This window comes from Methylophaga pinxianii, assembly GCF_020447225.1.
Taxonomy (GTDB): Bacteria; Pseudomonadota; Gammaproteobacteria; order Nitrosococcales; family Methylophagaceae; genus Methylophaga; species Methylophaga pinxianii.
On the sequence record NZ_JAJAEO010000137.1, the window covers coordinates 1 to 18,270 of the forward strand.

General features: G+C 42.7%; 24 protein-coding genes. 9 read left to right on the forward strand and 15 right to left on the reverse strand.

Annotation, left to right across the window (positions count from 1 at the left end; genetic code table 11):
* Window positions 1–90: 90 nt before the first annotated feature.
* Entirely contained in the window at window positions 91–786 is a 696-nt protein-coding gene (locus LGT40_RS02395; RefSeq protein ID WP_226071569.1) for a hypothetical protein, read from the reverse strand.
* Between the two features lie 261 nt (window positions 787–1,047).
* On the opposite strand from LGT40_RS02395, the gene LGT40_RS02400 reads away from it, so the two are divergent.
* Both LGT40_RS02400 and LGT40_RS02405 read left to right on the forward strand, forming a co-directional pair.
* Window positions 1,048–1,299, forward strand: coding sequence for a helix-turn-helix domain-containing protein (locus LGT40_RS02400; RefSeq protein ID WP_014705941.1), 252 nt, complete (start codon window positions 1,048–1,050; stop codon window positions 1,297–1,299).
* Between the two features lies 1 nt (window position 1,300).
* On the forward strand, window positions 1,301–2,611 hold the full coding sequence (locus tag LGT40_RS02405) for a type II toxin-antitoxin system HipA family toxin (protein ID WP_226071568.1): 1,311 nt from the start codon (window positions 1,301–1,303) through the stop codon (window positions 2,609–2,611).
* A 519-nt stretch (window positions 2,612–3,130) separates the two neighbouring features.
* Here LGT40_RS02405 and LGT40_RS02410 read toward each other — a convergent pair.
* The 13 genes from LGT40_RS02410 to LGT40_RS02480 form a co-directional block, all read right to left on the reverse strand.
* Window positions 3,131–3,334, reverse strand: coding sequence for a hypothetical protein (locus tag LGT40_RS02410; RefSeq protein WP_226071566.1), 204 nt, complete (start codon window positions 3,332–3,334; stop codon window positions 3,131–3,133).
* A 105-nt stretch (window positions 3,335–3,439) separates the two neighbouring features.
* Window positions 3,440–4,063 (reverse strand): SEN1982 family lipoprotein, encoded by a 624-nt coding sequence (locus tag LGT40_RS02415; protein WP_226071564.1) that lies wholly within the window; start codon window positions 4,061–4,063, stop codon window positions 3,440–3,442.
* Window positions 4,064–4,355: 292 nt separating this feature from the next.
* On the reverse strand, window positions 4,356–4,487 hold the full coding sequence (locus LGT40_RS16540) for a type II toxin-antitoxin system RelE/ParE family toxin (RefSeq protein WP_226071560.1): 132 nt from the start codon (window positions 4,485–4,487) through the stop codon (window positions 4,356–4,358).
* A gap of 66 nt (window positions 4,488–4,553) precedes the next feature.
* The gene (locus LGT40_RS02425; RefSeq protein WP_226071559.1) at window positions 4,554–4,721 is read right to left on the reverse strand and encodes a hypothetical protein; all 168 of its coding nucleotides are present in this window, start codon (window positions 4,719–4,721) and stop codon (window positions 4,554–4,556) included.
* Complete coding sequence (locus LGT40_RS02430; protein ID WP_226071558.1) at window positions 4,721–5,014, reverse strand: hypothetical protein; 294 nt, start codon at window positions 5,012–5,014, stop codon at window positions 4,721–4,723. Before LGT40_RS02430 ends, LGT40_RS02425 begins: the two co-directional genes overlap by 1 nt.
* A gap of 141 nt (window positions 5,015–5,155) precedes the next feature.
* Window positions 5,156–5,509 (reverse strand): hypothetical protein, encoded by a 354-nt coding sequence (locus tag LGT40_RS02435; protein WP_226071556.1) that lies wholly within the window; start codon window positions 5,507–5,509, stop codon window positions 5,156–5,158.
* A gap of 503 nt (window positions 5,510–6,012) precedes the next feature.
* A complete protein-coding gene (locus tag LGT40_RS16155) occupies window positions 6,013–7,263 on the reverse strand; it encodes a sigma-54 interaction domain-containing protein (RefSeq protein WP_247363602.1) in 1,251 nt (416 codons plus the stop codon).
* Between the two features lie 222 nt (window positions 7,264–7,485).
* Complete coding sequence (locus LGT40_RS02455; RefSeq protein ID WP_226071553.1) at window positions 7,486–7,947, reverse strand: hypothetical protein; 462 nt, start codon at window positions 7,945–7,947, stop codon at window positions 7,486–7,488.
* A 7-nt stretch (window positions 7,948–7,954) separates the two neighbouring features.
* Complete coding sequence (locus LGT40_RS02460) at window positions 7,955–8,518, reverse strand: BON domain-containing protein (RefSeq protein WP_226071552.1); 564 nt, start codon at window positions 8,516–8,518, stop codon at window positions 7,955–7,957.
* Between the two features lie 260 nt (window positions 8,519–8,778).
* On the reverse strand, window positions 8,779–8,973 hold the full coding sequence (locus LGT40_RS02465; RefSeq protein ID WP_349630199.1) for a CsbD family protein: 195 nt from the start codon (window positions 8,971–8,973) through the stop codon (window positions 8,779–8,781).
* Window positions 8,974–9,368: 395 nt separating this feature from the next.
* The gene (locus tag LGT40_RS02470) at window positions 9,369–10,220 is read right to left on the reverse strand and encodes an OmpA family protein (RefSeq protein ID WP_226071551.1); all 852 of its coding nucleotides are present in this window, start codon (window positions 10,218–10,220) and stop codon (window positions 9,369–9,371) included.
* Between the two features lie 173 nt (window positions 10,221–10,393).
* The gene (locus LGT40_RS02475) at window positions 10,394–11,536 is read right to left on the reverse strand and encodes a PilT/PilU family type 4a pilus ATPase (RefSeq protein ID WP_226071597.1); all 1,143 of its coding nucleotides are present in this window, start codon (window positions 11,534–11,536) and stop codon (window positions 10,394–10,396) included.
* 9 nt (window positions 11,537–11,545) lie between these two features.
* On the reverse strand, window positions 11,546–12,583 hold the full coding sequence (locus LGT40_RS02480; protein WP_226071550.1) for a type IV pilus twitching motility protein PilT: 1,038 nt from the start codon (window positions 12,581–12,583) through the stop codon (window positions 11,546–11,548).
* A 90-nt stretch (window positions 12,584–12,673) separates the two neighbouring features.
* On the opposite strand from LGT40_RS02480, the gene LGT40_RS02485 reads away from it, so the two are divergent.
* From LGT40_RS02485 to pyrE, 6 genes are read left to right on the forward strand one after another with little or no spacing between them, the layout of a single operon-like run.
* Window positions 12,674–13,372, forward strand: a complete 699-nt coding sequence (locus LGT40_RS02485; protein ID WP_226071549.1) for a YggS family pyridoxal phosphate-dependent enzyme — start codon at window positions 12,674–12,676, stop codon at window positions 13,370–13,372.
* A gap of 46 nt (window positions 13,373–13,418) precedes the next feature.
* Window positions 13,419–14,255 carry a pyrroline-5-carboxylate reductase gene (gene proC, locus LGT40_RS02490; protein WP_226071548.1) on the forward strand — a complete coding sequence of 279 codons (837 nt, stop codon included), beginning with the start codon at window positions 13,419–13,421 and terminating at the stop codon, window positions 14,253–14,255.
* A complete protein-coding gene (locus LGT40_RS02495; RefSeq protein WP_226071544.1) occupies window positions 14,248–14,823 on the forward strand; it encodes a YggT family protein in 576 nt (191 codons plus the stop codon). The genes proC and LGT40_RS02495 overlap by 8 nt, the downstream gene beginning before the upstream one ends.
* 24 nt (window positions 14,824–14,847) lie before the next feature.
* Window positions 14,848–15,996: a homoserine O-succinyltransferase MetX gene (gene metX / locus LGT40_RS02500; RefSeq protein WP_226071543.1), complete on the forward strand. Its 1,149-nt coding sequence runs from the start codon at window positions 14,848–14,850 to the stop codon at window positions 15,994–15,996.
* A complete protein-coding gene (gene metW, locus LGT40_RS02505) occupies window positions 15,996–16,598 on the forward strand; it encodes a methionine biosynthesis protein MetW (RefSeq protein WP_226071542.1) in 603 nt (200 codons plus the stop codon). The genes metX and metW overlap by 1 nt, the downstream gene beginning before the upstream one ends.
* Window positions 16,595–17,236, forward strand: coding sequence for an orotate phosphoribosyltransferase (gene pyrE, locus LGT40_RS02510; RefSeq protein ID WP_226071541.1), 642 nt, complete (start codon window positions 16,595–16,597; stop codon window positions 17,234–17,236). Before metW ends, pyrE begins: the two co-directional genes overlap by 4 nt.
* Here the strand turns inward: pyrE and LGT40_RS02515 are convergent.
* On the reverse strand, window positions 17,233–17,994 hold the full coding sequence (locus tag LGT40_RS02515; RefSeq protein WP_226071539.1) for a sulfite exporter TauE/SafE family protein: 762 nt from the start codon (window positions 17,992–17,994) through the stop codon (window positions 17,233–17,235). The genes pyrE and LGT40_RS02515 overlap by 4 nt on opposite strands.
* 27 nt (window positions 17,995–18,021) lie before the next feature.
* Here LGT40_RS02515 and LGT40_RS02520 point away from each other — a divergent pair.
* The coding region (locus LGT40_RS02520) for a DUF4124 domain-containing protein (protein WP_226343149.1) at window positions 18,022–18,270 on the forward strand (249 nt) is incomplete at its 3' end.

Consider the following 18,270-nt stretch of genomic DNA (forward strand, 5'->3'; position numbering starts at 1 on the left):
CCGGCGCAAAATGGCAATGAGCAAGGGTAGTTAGGGATCGACATCAACCGGCCAGGATAATTGTCGGTAAACCGGCCAAGATAATTGACGCTAAATAACCGATTCACTCTCTTCTATAAGTATTAGGCCAATGGCAACATCACCCACATAAACCAATGTTGATCTATAGGGTGACCAATAGGTTGTATAACAATTTGAAGCTTTGGGTTCGATGTAACTTTCTGAACTTGGTCTTATAAAATCCGAATGTTTAGGCTCAAAGATGACTTTATGACCTTTTTCTTCAAAAGACCAATACACGTTATTTGCTAGTTTTAGCAGTTTCTCAAGACATTCTGATGATACAAGCAAGTCCGGTAATATTTTTTTATTGGGTTTTAGATAACCATTCTCAGTCTTTTTCCCCTTCAAAAAAAGATCTTTCACGTCTCTTAATAGAGGATGCGACGAGCCTCTTGCAGGTCGTATAGTTCTCGGCTGCTGAGCTCTACCAAGTCTAATTTTACGATTTTTGCTTGGGGTTATACCCTCACCTTTGCTCCATTCAAGCATATCCTCAGGCCCAGGCTCTGGAAGAGAAGGCTTAGTTACCTTTTTACCTACGGCTAACTTTGCCCAATAACCCCGTTCTGGTCTAGGCACTCTCATTTGAGTGCAAACTCTCGCCAAATAACTTGAAGAAACCCCACATTTTTCTGCCAATGCAGTCATTGGCATGGACCAGACGAGATCAAATAAGGTTATTCTGTCTAATGGAAATGAAACATCTTGGCTTTTGGGATCCATATCATCAGAGCTCCTAATCATGGTGGGTACCTCCCATTATTCTTTTCATAGGCCTTTATGATTATGCTGATTTCTCTAGTCTTTTGACTATAACTTCAGATGATTTCCTAATAAAACTTTCCTCCGTCGTAATAAGTTTATTATGACCTATAGACCATATATTAGATTTATGATACAAAGACCATAAAAATAAATTATGACTTTCAAGTCATATACTGCACTTATGATCTAAAGGTCATATTTACTTGTGATGAGGTTAAGATGAAGATACTGGTCAGATCGCCCAAAGATTTAGGAAATGCCATCAGGCATGCTCGTAAAGCGAAAGCCTTAACTCAAAGTGAGCTGGCCTCAAAAAGCGGTATCTGGCAGGAAACCATCTCAAAAATTGAAAATGGTGTCTCGAGCACGAAGCTGGATACTGTTTTTGATTTATTTGCCGCTTTGGATTTGGAAATTCATATACAAGAACGTAGTAAGGGTAATATCAGCCAGCTAGAGGAAATCTTGTAGCATGGGCCGTCGTCAACACTATATCCCGCTTGATGTATGGATAAGTAACCGAATCGTCGGACAGCTTATTCGTGAAAGCACAGGCGCTATATCGTTTATATATGATCAACGCTGGTTAGATTGGGAGCATGCTTTTCCTGTTTCTTTATCCTTACCTCTCAGGAAAGATCGCTTCATCGGTGCTCGGGTAATACCCGTCTTCGAGAACCTTTTACCCGATAATGACGGTGTTAGAAAAAGGCTTGCAGAACGTGTTGGTGCAGAAGGCATTGATGCTTTCAGTCTGTTGTCAGTAATTGGCAGAGATTGTATCGGGGCACTACAATTTCTCCCCCAAGGGAGTTCTCAAGAAACTAGCAATCAGCTTGAGGGTACTGTTTTAACAGAGCATGAAATTGAAGTCTTACTGGGCGAGCTAGATGAGGTACCACTCGGGCTACAAAAAGAAAATGACTTTCGAATATCCGTTGCCGGAGCCCAAGAGAAGACCGCTTTGCTCTTTCATAATGGAGAGTGGATTAAACCCACAGGCACAACTCCAACAACACATATACTCAAGCCACAAATAGGCAAACTGTCGAATGGTATGGATCTCACCCACAGTGTTGAGAATGAATTTCTGTGTTTAAAACTCCTAAAAAACTTTGGTCTTAGAACAGCTAACACAGAGATCATTGATTTTGGAAGTCGTAGGGCCTTGGTGATTGAACGATTTGATAGGAGGTGGACTGCGGATGGCAGGCTGATCCGATTGCCACAGGAAGATTGTTGCCAAGCACTCTCCATCCCACCCACGAGAAAATATCAAAGTGAAGGAGGTCCAGGTATTGTAGAAATAATGGACTTATTTCGTGGCAGTGATGAGCCAACGCAGGACCGGATGGACTTTTTCATGTCCACAATTTTATTTTGGGCTATTGGTGCCACAGATGGTCATGGTAAAAACTTTAGTTTGTCTTTAATGCCTGGCGGAAGATATAGATTGACACCGCTTTACGATGTCCTAACCCTACAGCCATCAGTCGATGCCAAGCAAGTTGCTCATAAGAATTACAAGCTCAGTATGAGTTTTGGTAAATCCAGACACTACAGAATTAAAGAAATTGCTGTTCGGCATATCATCGAGACTGGCGTTGAAGCGGGACTTTCACGTGAATCGATCGCTGAAATTTTCGATCAACTTTGTAAAGACAAAGATAAAGCTATCGAACATACACTTAAGGGGCTCCCAAAGGATTTTCCCCAAAACTTATTGGACTCCACTTTTACAGCGTTAGAAAAACATATCGCACTTTTAGATAACTCTCGATAGCCAAAAATTAGAGAGTGTTGGCTCTTTTGCAACGCTAACAATACCCTTCAGGGAAAACCTATAAAAGAGCAGGTTTAGATAGTACCAAATAGAAAAGCCCTACATTTACATGCAGGGCTTTCCTTTAACTGGGCTCACTTTATAAGTGCTCTTGGGCAGATAGCCGTTAGGCCGGAGGAGCGCATGGTCGAAACCATCCCGTTCATACGTTCAGTTTGGGACACTATGTCCCGACAACATGTCACTGTCAAGTCAATACTGTATTGCTAAGCATTTAGTAATGCTTTGAATCGCTACTAATTCTTTAGACACTAATCAGCCATCTCAAAAATCTATTCTTAAACTTTACCGCTGACAGCTGACTACTACAATGTTAATACAAAACTTTTTTTCAATGCTTATTTAATCGGCTGTATAGCTTTTTGCTGGCTTATTAATTTCTGAAGAATTTTATGAGTATTTAGGAACAGGAAGCTCAGTATTTTGCCAGTCGCCACCAGATTCAATTCTACTCAAGATTTATTTGGCTCGCGCCTTAGCCCTTTGCTTCATTCTGGCTCGAATGGCTGCAGGAGTCGACCAAACGGCTTCAGGAGAATCGGCCTCAATTAAACCAATAGTTACTTGTTCACGGAACCATAAATCGTGATTGCGAGATTCATCAGCCTGCTCCAACTTATCGATACAGTCTGATGGTTTTTCATTGTTTTCTCGCCTTACCATACAACTTCTTACCTCTTCAATTAGGGCTTTGGTGTGTCATACGCATCCATAAAGGATAATTAAGCCCCCACCCATACTATATCTGGATGAGGACTGATAGAGTGTTTATCGAACCAAGTTGCCATGCTTCCACTTGTCACTCATTTGAACTAACACGGCAGAGCCAGATACTGCCTCATCAGATTTATTAATTGCTTGTCTCAATCGTAGGTTCTTTTCCTGGAGAATCTCTGAATTTTTTGCCCAATCAGCAATATCACCAAGCTTATATGTATAGGACACCCGAGAAATAACATAGCCCTCGCTTTCTGTAGGCTTTGTAAAATCAATAACATCCTCTACTTCATTTCGAGCATAACAGAAACTAACCTTATCACCAGAGTTAATACTAGCGACGCTTTCACCCTCTGGGGTCAGAGTATATTTTAAAGCTGACACTTGCTTGGGCCCCTCACCAAGTAAAAGTGCCTCAAGTGATTCATTCTTGATCTTCGTTTTTTCAGCTTTTAAAAAACCAAGTTTTTCAAACTCATCCAATACTGTGGGATTCTTTGACTCAGATGTTGTAACTGGAAGCTTTCCGATATCTACACACTCTCTCTTTAGCTCGTAATAATCATTTATTGCTGCTTTGAAGTTATCTTTATTGGCATCGGTTGGGCTAGAACAGGCCGTGGCGGATGATAGGATAATTGCTACTAAAGCACTTTTTTCTAATTTTTTAATCACTCAACCTTCCTTAATTTTTCATCTTAACAAGCCCACAAATCCATGAACTATTCGCTAAATCTTATCTCAGCAAATACATGTGGCCAGTAACTGGGTCACAAGTTTGTTTAAAACGAAATATTTGGAAGTTTTTTTGATAGTTAGAACGAAGCGTCAATGCTTCATTATTTATTAATGTTTGATCAATCGCTTTTGGCAAAAATGAATAAAAAGAAGTATTTTTCCCCTTTACAACACCAACCAAAGTTCGATAACCACTGCTTTTACCTTACCTGGTATAGCGATGAGTTTCTTAATAGAGATTTCCAACTAGGTCTGCACCAATCAAACCTTTGTCCATTTTTCTGCATGCAGAGATGAGGTCTTTATCAGTAATTTGCGACCTCTTGATGAGTGATTGAAATGTCTTAGTTTTATAAATCATGGTGTACCCTCATGGGGTATGGTATACAGTCTAAAAAGCTAGGATGAAAACAATACTTAATTCTTTTCACTCTTTTTCACGGAGCACTTTCAGCTTTCTGTACATTGTCCGTTGAGGGGGCTTCTTACGCTTCTTATCGATCCGCTCAGCATATCTGCCAAGCCAAATAAAAAACAGCAAAGTGCCGATCGCGCCAATAAGAAAAGGTACATTTATAATCCCAATGATTCCCATCACTTGACTCCTTCGGCTTGTTTATCGCTTGTGGTAGGCTCTTTACTGGGCTCAAGTAAACCGATTACCCACAAGGCCACGGAACTAATTAACGCAATGGCGTGGATTGCAAAAAAATGCTCCATTAGGACCGATTCGAAAAGGATCGCGATTATGGAAAATAAGCCGAGTTTGCGTGCAATTACTTGGATGGTCTTCATCTCGACATGCCTACTATTCAATAAATAAGCGATCGAAAAGAGTATCAATACTGCGAAGAATACCCCACCAGATATGATTGTAAGAGGATCCATTCTTTATTCCTTGTGTAATTAAAAGATTCAATACGACATTATCATGAATCTTCGATCGCGCAAGTCAAAAACCGGATTTCGTAATATTGCTGACTAAAGTTGTTGGAGTAGAGTTAGGCAACCATATTTGGAATATACAAACTAGAGCTGTTTGCTTTTTCGCATTGTCTGGAGTCGTTTATACATCGAACGGTCAGGACGCTTTTCTTGGTTCCTGTCCTGGATATCGTCATAAATAACAGCGAATGAGAATAGAAAGCTGAAGCCGCAGCCCAATGTAAACATCAAGAGTCCTGACCTGTGCAGCTCCAAGGACGGCCAGAATGGAGCGGTTACCACGATAGCTGCCCCGGCCAATGCAAATCCAGCGAGACCAATCGAGGCAGGATCGGAGATAACGCTTTTAAGTAAAGTCTGACCGCTATTGCGAGCATGGATCTTGATTGGCCAATACAAAGCTAAACAAACTAACAAAATCATCAAAGCAATCAGCATTTTTTCATCTCCTTATGAGACATCAGTATGCACGTATTCAAACTAACTCATACTGATTATAACTCCTTTAACTTTGGTCTGCTCCCGATCCAATATCCAAAAAGTAAGATTGAAGGTTTTTGCAAACACCATGGTGGAAAAGGTTGAAAAAATACTTAGACATTCTTGGGCAATCCATATAAATCTGACATTGCAAAAGTTGGCTAAAGGTCGTTATTTTGAAAATAGAGCGTGACAAACTTTCCGACATTCATGGATTTCGTTGAATCAATGGCTGTTAAACCTAACCATTATATGGTCTTATTTGTCGTAAAATGGTAGACTTGAAACTTCTTTTAAAACATATATTTACACACATTTAATATCTATAGCTGTATTTCAATGTCATTTTTTGTTGAAATATCCGGGTGTATTTTTTTACATTCCGAAGCCGAGGGTCACAGGTTCAATTCCTGTCAGGCGCACCACTTATCTACTTTACGTTTCAAAACTTATTAACGTTATTAAGTCGCTTCTGAACCTGTTTGCAATGTCGGTTCGATTTCGCCGTACTGTTCCAGTTTGTTGTATAAGGTTTTGACAGTAATTCCAAGCTGTTTGGCGGCTTGAGTTTTGTTATGCTGGCAAGCTTCAAGTGTTGACAGAATCAGGCTTTTTTCAGCGTCTTTAATTGAAGTACCGGGACCAATACTGCTCTCTAACACCGGAGAGTTAGTGCCAAAATCGGGCAAATCAGCTACGGTTATGACCTCTTCAGCCAATATATGAGCCCGTTCGACACAATGTTTGAGTTCTCTAACATTACCGGGCCAGCTGTATCGAGAAAACATATCCAAAACATCATCGGCGAAAACTTTTCCCGCTCCTGTTGCTTCATTACGATAGGCAAGAAAATGTTTAGCCAACTCAATCACATCATTATCCCGCTGACGTAATGGTGGGAGTTTGATTGGAAAATGAGCCAGTCGAAAATAGAGATCTTCTCTTAGAAACCCGGCTTCAATAGCCTCTTCCGGCTCCCGATTGGTGGCGGCAATGACTCTTACTTTGGAGCGTCGCACGATATCACTTCCTACTCGTCGAAACTCGCCGCTTTCCAGCACTCTCAGCAATTTGCTTTGCAGTGCCAAGGGCATTTCCGTGATCTCATCGAGTAATAATGTCCCATTACCACCTTGTTCAAAAAAACCAATATGTTGATTTACAGCACCGGTGAAAGCGCCTTTTTCATGCCCAAATAATTCACTTTCAACCAAATCAGCGGCTAAGGCGGCGCAGTTAACGCAAACCATGGGTTCATTAGCCCGCTCACTTTGCTCGTGGATAGTTCGGGCAGCAACTTCCTTTCCACAGCCACTTTCACCAATCAGAAATACGTTGGCATCTGTTTGGCTGACTCGTCGAATCAACCGATATAGCTTGTGCATAACGGCGGATGAGCCTAATAGGGAACCATATTGATCAAGTGAGGAAGTAAGTGTGGCGGAGTGACGTTTTTGTTTGAGCTGTTTGAATTCTTCGGCAAACTCTTGGGCTATTTCACGTAAAGGGCTGAAGTCCCTCATCTGTCGAAAGTGATAAGCTACACCTTTGCTCATCATCATATCTAACCATTTATTCGGAGCACCATCACTTAACAATATCCAGTCAGCAGTATTGTGTAAGGGGTGGGTTTCGAAAAGTTTATAGTCGTCTTCAACTGCTTGCTGAGGCGCATAAATGACCAAGTCTGCTGGATAATTATGGTCGGTCAAATCAGCAACCTGGATGAGACTAAAACTGCATGTAGAGAGCTCTTTGCTCAGCTTTGTAGCAAGCATTTCGTCCGAGGTAATTAAAAGTAATTTTGGCATAAGACCCGTTATTAATAAGTAATTAAATTCGAGTCTAACATGAGGGTTTTGCTAGTTTCTTAACCTAGATAAAGAGGCTGAAACTATTATTTGAACTTCTTAATAGCAGAGGTATGGAACGGTTTAACTTACCCGTCGCTGATGTTGACGCCCATTTTTAAGTCTTTGTAAACGATCCTGACTTAATTGGATATTTGCCAAATGACCAGCCAGATAAGATGACATGCGCCGGTCACTCATTCTTCTGACATAGATTTTAAAAATTTCCAGGGAACGCATTTCCATTGCTTCCAAGTCAGCAAGACCCACCGTGTCAATGATATCGCTACACATATCATACGTCAGTTTATAAATCGCCCTTACTGTGAGAGCTAACTCCGTATCGCAGGGCTGAGTCTGTCTCAGCCCTGAGAAACGATTATCAATATCATTCACGATTTCGGCCCGAACAAGTGCCATTTCACGGAACAACATTCTTATTTCACTATTAACAGATTTCTTTGCAACCATATTGTAGAAGCTGTAGCCATCGATACAGATGCTTTTTAACTCCTGAATAAGTTGTTGGTCTTTGTTACTTAGCATATGAGATTCAGTTAGTTATAACCAGTTCATCTTTTACATCGACAACTTTGTCATAACCTTTAGCCATTTCTACAGCAAGATCTCTTTCAGTTTCATTTTTCACATTTCCTTTCAATGTCACCACACCGTTGTCGGTGGAAACATCAATGGCTGTTGCCTCAAGCGTATCATGGGCTGCAAGCTCCATTTTAAGACCTGCGGTGACTGTCATATCATGCCACGCACGGCTGAATGATTTTTCATCATTATCCGCTTCTTCATTCCGATAATTTTCATTTACCGTCAGATTGTTTTGCACGCTTGTAATCCCTTCAATATTGTTGGCGATTTCTCCCGCTAGCTCTTTTTGTGTTTCATTGTTCACTTCACCTGTCAAAACAGCAACACCATTTTCGATATCTGTATCGATTTTGAAGTTATTTAATTCCGTGTTGAGCAATAATGAGGTTTCTAATTTCCCGTCTAACCAGGCATCACTTGCTTCGCCTTGCCAATCATTTGCTAATACTGGCGTTGCAATTAAAGTTGTTGCTGTCAAAATTGCTAAACTATTCATTTTAAATTTCATCATTAATCTCCATCTTTCATCTTCATTTCAAGGTGTCACCTGCTAAGTATTGCCATAACCGTGCCAACCTTAAAAACAAATAAAATCAATTACTTGAAAAAATCGATGTAGGCATGAAATGTAATATTATGAATAAATTACAAACATTATCGGGAAAAAGTTCATGTTTTTGCGGTTGCAAGAAAAAAAGACACCTTGCGACGCCTTAGTTCAAGGAGTCACAGGCAATACTTAGAGCAGTATTGCAAAATCAGAACAGGTCGCTACTTGCTCAGAGCCTCAACTTCTCTTTCAGCTTCATCTTTTGCAAGACCATAACGTTCCTGTAACAGGCCTGCCAGCTGTTGAGCGTTACCTTTGGTTTCTTCAATTTCATCATCGGTCAATTTACCCCAATTCTCTCTAAGCTGACCTTTAAATTTAGTCCATTTACCTTCTGCAATATCTTTATTCATCATTTGCTCCTGTTTAGCCACTATATTTAATGGTCTATCAAAAAATCATGATTGAACCAATAGGCTTTTTGCATTCACTCAAATATCTCTTCTTCTAAAAACCAAAGAGATATGCCCTGAATCATACGGTACAGTAATCATGCCAAACGCATAACAGACTGATTTTTATTGTTTTAAACAAAATACTGACGAGCGTAACCTCGCAGATAAAGGAAGAAATAACATGGTGAAATGTAATTTTTTCAAGCGGAGAAAGTGGAGTGTTGAAGCCAGGGAGTAAACTAACAGTTCACTAACATTTTTGATTAATAGTGTCTTAATACCATCAGCGAATCCTTAATGGCAGGCACAAAAAAGGCCCGGTTAAGGGCCTTTTCTGTAACAACTAAGCAGTGTTGTTATTGTGTATTAACAATAAAGTCAACACGACGGTTCAACGCACGACCTGCATCAGTCGAGTTATTGGCAATCGGTGAAGTTTCACCCATACCAACAGGGATCAGGTTGTTACCATTTACACCTTTAGAAACAAGGTATTCAACAACTGATTCTGAACGTTCTTGAGAAAGTTTTTGATTGTATTCTTCAGTACCGATACTATCAGTATGACCTTCTACACGAACTTCAACGACTTCATCAGTATTTAACAGAGCATCAACCGCTTCGTCCAGAATATCTTGAGCTTCTGGAGTCAATGATGATTTATCAAATTCAAAGTTCACGCCAGTTAATGACAGAATAGTTTGACCAGCAATCGGGCAACCATCTTCATCAACAATTACACCTTCTGGAGTGTTAGGGCATAAATCTTTGTAATCCGCTACGCCATCTCTGTCTGAGTCAATTGGGCAACCAACTTCATCAACGGTTACACCCGCTGGAGTGTTGGCACACATATCAATACCATCCAGCACGCCATCGTTGTCTGAATCCATTGCGCAACCATTGGCATCAAGCAATGCACCTGGAACAGGCTCATGTTCACACATGGTTTTTTCTGCTGCTACTGCTTCTTCTGCTTGTACATCATCAGTAGAGCAAAGTAATAATGCTAATGCGGCACCTACTGCGGCACCACCAACGGCACCAGAACCACCGCTAGCTGCTGCACCAACTGCAGCACCGCCGACGGCACCACCCAGGGCAGAACATAAAGTGTAATCTTGATAAGCACGCTGATTTGGGCCTGCACAACCAGCCAGCAAACCAATCGTCAGCAATGCTGCGGTTAATTTTACTGAAATATTCATAATGTATAGTTCCTTTAGATTTATTGCTTAGTATTGGTAATCGTTGGTTAATGATTTGGCTGACACCATCATCACTCCATGTGTCAGTCTCATGCATCATAATAATACGATTTACATTTGAAGTGTAACATATTAAAAAAAAGGCATATTTACCTTTTAAAAAAACCTGAAAATTAAAAACGAGTACCCATGGGTTCATTTTCCATTTCGAGGGATAACGCTTGGGCACCGGCTTCGACTGGGAGTTCACCAGTTTCTGAACCTAACTTAATCATCAATCTCACTTCATTGCTAGAATCGGCATTTCGTAACGCGTCTTCATAGGAGATTTCACCGGCTTTGTACAAATCATACAACGACTGATCAAAGGTCTGCATTCCAAGTTCACGAGAACGTTTCATGACATCCTTTATCTCAGCGACTTTACCCTTTTCGATGAGATCGCCAACCAGTGGCGTATTAAGTAAAACTTCAACCGCTACCGCGCGACCAGATCCATCTTTTTTGGGAATTAATCTTTGCGCTACAACTGCTTTGAGATTCAGCGATAAATCCAAAAACAATTGCTGATGTCTATCTTCCGGGAAAAAGTTGATGACCCGCTCCATAGCCTGATTCGCATTATTTGCATGGAGAGTTGAAAGACATAAATGACCGGTTTCAGCAAATGAAATACCGTAATCCATTGTATCCCTACTCCGGATTTCACCGATCATAATGACATCGGGGGCTTGCCGCAATGAATTTTTTAATGCAATTTCATATGAGTCGGTATCCACTCCAACTTCACGTTGCGTTACAACACAACCTGCATGTTTATGATCAAACTCAATGGGGTCTTCAATGGTAAGTATATGGCCTGTGCTGTTTTGATTACGATAACCAATCATAGCCGCCAACGTCGTTGATTTACCACTCCCAGTTGCGCCCACAAACATCACCAGGCCACGTTTGGTCATGGCCAACTCTTTGATAATCTCAGGAACATGCAATTCTTCAATGGTCGGGATATCACCTTTGACCAAACGCAAGACCATGGCAATTCGGCTTCGCTGATAAAGCGCACTGACCCTGAAGCGTCCTGCACCTTTGGTATCAATTGCGTAATTACACTCCTTATCCCGCTCAAACGTACGTTTTTGCTCATCGTTCATAGTGCTCAGCACTAATTCTCGAGCCTCTTCTTCAGATAAGGGTTCCTGAGACAGTGTTGCCATTCGACCGTTTACTTTTAAAGTGGCTGGTCGACCAGAGGTAATAAAAATATCCGAAGCTTCGTGTTTTACCGCCGCTTTTAATATAGTGACAATTTCCATCATCTTCTCCTAACGGAACAGGTCCTTGTTCACAGCACGAGGCAGTGCTTCATGTTTGGTTATTTGCTGGCGTCGCAAAAGGTCTTGTAAACATTGATCTAATGTTTGCATGCCCAAAGCACCACCCGTTTGAATTGAAGAATACATCTGCGGCACTTTATCTTCACGAATCAAATTGCGGATTGCCGGAGTACCAATCATGATCTCATGTGCAGCAATTCGGCCTCCGCCCACTTTCTTTAGCAGCGTTTGAGAAATAACTGCACGTAATGATTCTGACAACATTGACCGCACCATATCTTTTTCTGCTGCCGGAAATACGTCAATAATACGGTCGATAGTTTTTGCCGCTGATGAGGTGTGTAGTGTACCAAACACTAAATGGCCTGTTTCAGCCGCAGTCAGTGCAAGCCGAATGGTTTCCAGATCACGTAATTCACCCACCAGAATAATGTCTGGATCTTCACGCAAAGCACTTCTTAAGGCTTCACTGAAACCATGCGTATCACGATGCACTTCACGCTGGTTAATCAGGCACTTCTTACTGCGGTGCACAAATTCGATGGGATCTTCAATGGTCAGGATGTGTTCATTATCTTTTTCATTGCGATAATTAATCATCGCAGCCAATGTCGTTGATTTACCGGAACCGGTAGGGCCAGTAACCAACACAATGCCGCGATGGTTATCAGCAATTTGTTTGAAAATCTCGGGAGCCCCCAATTCTTCCAACGTTAGTACGGTTGAAGGGATGGTACGGAAAACAGCAGCGGCACCGCGGTTCTGATTAAACACATTCACCCGGAAACGGGCCAGATTAGGAATTTCGAACGAAAAATCCGCTTCCAGAAATTCCTCAAAGTCCTTGCGCTGCCGGTCATTCATGATGTCGTACACCATGGCATGCACTTCTTTGTGTTCCATGGCTGGCAAGTTAATCCGCTTTATATCACCATCGACACGTATCATAGGCGGCTCACCCGCAGAAATGTGCAAATCCGACGCATTGTTTTTTGCACTAAAGGTCAGCAATTCAGTAATATCCATGCACATTCCTTATTCGATAACGAGAGCTACCTGTCACTGACAATATAGCGAATAACGCTAAAGGTAGCGCGCTCCAGACTGGCTTGCAACATGACAAATTCAAAAACACGCCTGCAATCTGTGATGAACTTCATCAATTTGGCAGAACAACAGGCTAATCGACCTCAAGGTTCCGTTCAATTACTGGCGGTCAGTAAAACCTGGCCAGCGTCGAGGTTACGTGAGTTAGCTGAAGTGGGACAAACCCGTTTTGGTGAAAATTACTTGCAGGAAGCACTGGAAAAAATCGATGCATTAGCAGATCTTCCATTGGAATGGCATTTTATCGGTCCCGTTCAATCCAATAAAACCAGAGAAATTGCCGACAAATTTGATTGGGTTGAAAGTATTGATAGAGTGAAAATTGCTCAGCGACTCTCCGCACAACGGCCAGTAGATAAAGCGCCACTAAATATTTGTCTTCAAGTCAACATTGATGATGAAAGCAGCAAAGCGGGAGTGCATCCTGACAATCTGATGGAACTCGCTGCAGCGGTAAGCCAGCTGGAAAATCTTCGCTTACGAGGGCTAATGGTCATACCGGCAATTGCTGAGACCACAGAACAGCAACTTGATGCGTTTGGTCGGGCACAACAGCTTTTTTCACAATTGAAAACCGTACATCCTGAGGTGGATACCCTTTCAATGGGCATGTCTGCGGATATGCAGGCAGCGATTGCTCAAGGGAGCACCCAGGTCAGAATTGGTACCGCATTGTTTGGTGAGAGACATACACCCAATAAAAAATAACCAGTACACTACACCGGTCAGAGCATGACCCAATGGAGAAGATTAAATGATACCTTGTAAGCTCGCTTTTATCGGCGCTGGAAATATGGCCCGCAGTTTGATCGGAGGCTTAATCTCCAACGGCATGATTGCTGAAAATATCCATGTCGCAGATAAACAGCCAGAGACTCTCAAATCACTTACCAATCGTTATGCCGTTCAGACATTTACTGACAATCGCGCAGCGATTGAAGGTGTCGAGGTGATTATTGTGGCAGTCAAACCTCAGCAAATGCAGGATGTCATCAAAAAACTCAGTCCCTATTGGCAACCAGATCAGTTATTGATTTCAATTGCTGCCGGAATTCGTATTGAAGATATCACTCGCTGGCTGAATAAATCTCAAGCCGCGATTGTACGTGCTATGCCCAACACCCCGGCGTTAGTTGAGGCGGGTGCGACAGCATTATTTGCCAACGACTATGTGTCGCATCAGCAACATGAGCTGGCCGAATCAATATTGCGCGCTTGTGGTTTAGCTATCTGGTTGGAGGATGAACAACATATGGATGCCGTAACCGCATTATCAGGGAGTGGTCCCGCTTATTTCTTCCTGGTGATGGAAGCAATGGAAAAAGCCGCTATTGAATTGGGGCTACCAGCAGAAACTGCCCGATTATTGTGCTTGGAAACGGCTTTTGGTGCCGCTAAAATGGCACTGGAAAGCGGCGAATCAGCCAGTACTTTACGAAAACAAGTCACCTCTCCTGGCGGAACAACTGAAAGAGCAATCCATGAATTGGAAGATGGTGGTTTGCATGGTTTATTTGAAAATGCATTAGTTGCTGCAGCATTACGAGCCCGTGAACTGGCCAATGAATTGGGACAAGACCACCATGCCTAATAGTTATTTTTCTAATCCATTGATGTTTCTGATTGAAACCTTGTTTCAGCTTTATATGTACATCGTCGCGATACGTTTATTACTACCACTAATAAGGACATCTTTTACACATCCTCTGATTCAGACCCTCATACGTATCACGGAACCCTTATGCGCTCCCTTACGCAGTTTTATGCCCAGCACTCGTCGGTTTGATTCTGCTGTTCTGCTGCTGTTGATTTTAGTCACATTGGTCAAACTCACGCTGTTGCTCAGTTTGGCAGGTGCCTGGCCCGCGCTTATCGGTTTGATTTTGCTCACAATTGCAGAAATATTCTCGCTATTCATCAGCTTATTTACTGTAACGATTATCATCGAAGTGTTGCTGAGCTGGCTGGCTCCACAGGGTTATAATCCGGTAGCCAGTTTGATTCAGGCAATTAATGCCCCTTTGCTGGAACCTGTACGCCGGAGACTGCCATTGTTAGGCGGCATTGATTTATCGCCACTGGTCGTCATATTGGGACTGCAGGTTCTGTCGATGCTGGTGATGCCGTTACTGCTCGGCTCCACGTATCCCCAATACTAAATTTGCTATAGGACACAGTACATTATGTCGGACTCCCTGCCAGCTGACTCAGTCGGATTGGTAACCCCTTCTCACTTGCATATTGATAAGCCGTTGGCGCTGGATTGCGGGCGAATACTGCCACAATTCGATTTGATTTATGAAACCTACGGCACGTTAAACGCAGCAAAGAGTAATGCTGTACTTATCTGCCATGCTTTGTCTGGTGACCATCATGCAGCCGGTTTTAATTCACTGGATGAACGTAAACCTGGCTGGTGGGATTCAGCTATCGGCCCAGGAAAAGCCATTGATACCAATCATTTTTTTGTAGTTTGCCCGAATAATCTTGGGGGATGCAAAGGGTCAACTGGCCCCAACACCGTTAACCCCGAAACCGGTAAATTATATGGCCCTGATTTTCCTATCGTAACGGTCTCAGACTGGGTAAAGAGTCAGGCCATACTGGCTGACACATTGGGGATCGATAAATGGGCCGCCGTCGTCGGTGGTAGCCTTGGCGGTATGCAAGCACTGCATTGGGCAATCACTTTGCCAGCACGAGTGGCACATGTTCTGGTCATAGCGGCTGCACCAAAATTGTCGGCACAGAATATTGCCTTCAATGAAGTCGCGCGAACGGCAATTAAATCTGACCCTGAGTTTCATGAAGGCCGCTATCAGGAATTTAATACGGTTCCACGACAAGGATTGGGACTGGCCAGAATGCTGGGGCATATCACTTATTTGTCTGATGAAGCAATGGGTGAAAAATTTGGCCGTGAGCTGCGAAGCGGCAAGATTCAGTATGGTTATGATGTCGAGTTTCAGATTGAGAGTTATTTACGCTATCAAAGCTCCAGTTTTGTCGAACGATTTGATGCCAACACCTATCTGCTGATGACTAAAGCCTTGGATTATTTTGATCCTGCCAAGGATTTTAATGATGATTTAACCCTCGCCGTCAAAGCAATTCAGGCTAAATCCTTGATTATTTCTTTTACCAGTGACTGGCGTTTTTCACCATTACGCTCACTGGAAATCGTTAATGCCCTGCTAAGCGCTGGAAAGTCGGTAAGTTATGCCGAAATTGAAGCAACTCAGGGACATGATGCCTTTTTAATGCCCATCCCGCGCTATATGGAAATCTTTGCCAGCTATATGCAGCAAGTTGCAAAAGAGGTAAATGGCTGATGACGTTACGTGTTGATTTACAAATAATCAGTGACTGGATCCCGGACAGCGCGCATGTGCTTGATCTGGGTTGTGGTAATGGGGCGCTATTAAAACATCTGCAACAGCGTAATATTACTGGCTATGGACTGGAAATTGATAACAGTAAGTTCACAGAATGTATTGCCAGTGGGGTGAACGTTATTCAGGCTGATTTGGATGCCGGCCTGAGTCAATTTGATGACCAAAGCTTTGATTTCGTCATCCTGTCACAAACCCTGCAGGCCGTTAAACGACCTGATTTTTTGCTGAGAGAAATTATGCGGGTCGGTAAACAGGGTATTATCGGTTTCCCGAATTTTGGTCACTGGCAATGCCGTTTTCAATTAGGTATGGGCGGCAAAATGCCGGTCTCCAAAAACTTGCCAAATGCCTGGTTTGATACGCCCAATATTCATTTATGTACTTTGAAAGATTTTGAAAAGCTTTGTGACCAATATGGTTATAGGGTATTGAACCGTAGTGTGGTCAATCACGAACATAAAGACACTTTTGGTATTCGCTTATTACCGAACCTGTTTGGCCAGATTGCGGTTTATTTGATTCACAACGGAAACTCATGAAAGATTATCAACACGCATTTATCGAATTTGCTATAGAGACGGGCGTTTTACGCTTCGGCGAATTCACGCTTAAATCCGGACGAAACAGTCCTTATTTTTTTAATAGTGGTTTGTTTAATAGTGGTGCCACATTAGCCCGGCTGGGACGCTTTTATGCTCAGGCAATAACTGACTCCGAACTCGATTATGATGTGTTATTTGGTCCGGCCTATAAAGGTATTCCACTAGCCTCTACAACCGTTGTCGCCCTAGCCGATCAACACCGGCGTGATGTCCCCTATGTGTTTAACCGCAAAGAGAAAAAAGACCACGGTGAAGGTGGACAGCTGGTCGGTGCTGAGCTTAAAGGCAAAGTTTTGATCATTGATGATGTGATTTCTGCCGGTACATCTGTTGGCGAATCGGTTGAGATTATCCATGCGGCTGGTGCTGAACCAGCAGGCGTTATCATTGCATTGGATCGTCAGGAACGTGGAAAAGGCAAATTATCCGCTATTCAGCAGGTAGAGCAAACGCATCATATACCTGTTGTCAGTATCATCTGTCTTGATGACCTGCTCAGTTATTTACTGGGGCATCCTGAGCTCCAACAACACCTGCCAGCAGTCAAAGCCTATCGTGAAGAGTATGGGGTCTAGTAAGGCCCCCAAATTAATCTGATAGCTATTAATAAGGTCACTACTTCAAAACTGCGTTTAATCCATCGATTCCCCCAACGCAAAGCCAGATGCGATCCAAGGTAACCGCCCAATAGTGATCCGAGTAAAAGTGCCGGAAGCCAGTCCCAGCGAATGTCACCCAAAATGCCCAAGGTAATTGCACCGGCGCCATTCCAGAACAATCCTACCAGAATCAGTGTATAGGCTACTGCGCGCTGATAATCCATACCAAACCATAAGATCAGCCATAACGTTACAAACAATCCCGTACCGGAAGTTAATGAGCCATTCAGAATGCCCAGCAAAAACAATACTGCCCCACCGACCAGGTAACCCTGTCGTTCACGATGTAACGGGGCATATACCTGCCCTAAAGCGGGTTTAAACAATGAATAAAGTCCTAATGTACCGGTGAGTATTCCCAGTGCAATCTCTGCGATTCTGTCGGGAACCAACAAAATCAAACTGCCACCAATCACTACCCCCGGCAACCCTGCCATCAACAGCAATATCACAAACTGACGTTCCAACCGACTGCTATTGATGTAGCGAAGGGCTGCACCTAAACCTAATGCCACACTCGCTACTTTGTGCGTGGCTAAGGCCACAGAAAAACTCAACCCCAGGAATATCAAAACAGGAAACTGAATTAATCCTGCACCGCCGCCACTTAAAGCCGAAAAAGTATTTGCCAGCAAAGAAATGACAAACAGAATAAAATGTTCAATAAGACTCAAATTAACAAGGCTCTCTGGGAAAAGATAATGATTCCAATACGCTTAGTCATGGCGTCGATGCTCAGCGCTACATTCTTGATTGCTACCACCGTATCTGCGGCACAACTGTACCGTTTTACCGATGAAAACGGTATCCCGACTTTGAGTAAAACCCTACCGCCAGAAGTTGCCCAACAAGGTTACGATATTCTGGATGAGAAATCGATGCGAGTGATTGAACGTGTTCCGCCCGCTCCTACTGAAGCAGAAATTGCTGAACGTGAAATACAAAAAAAA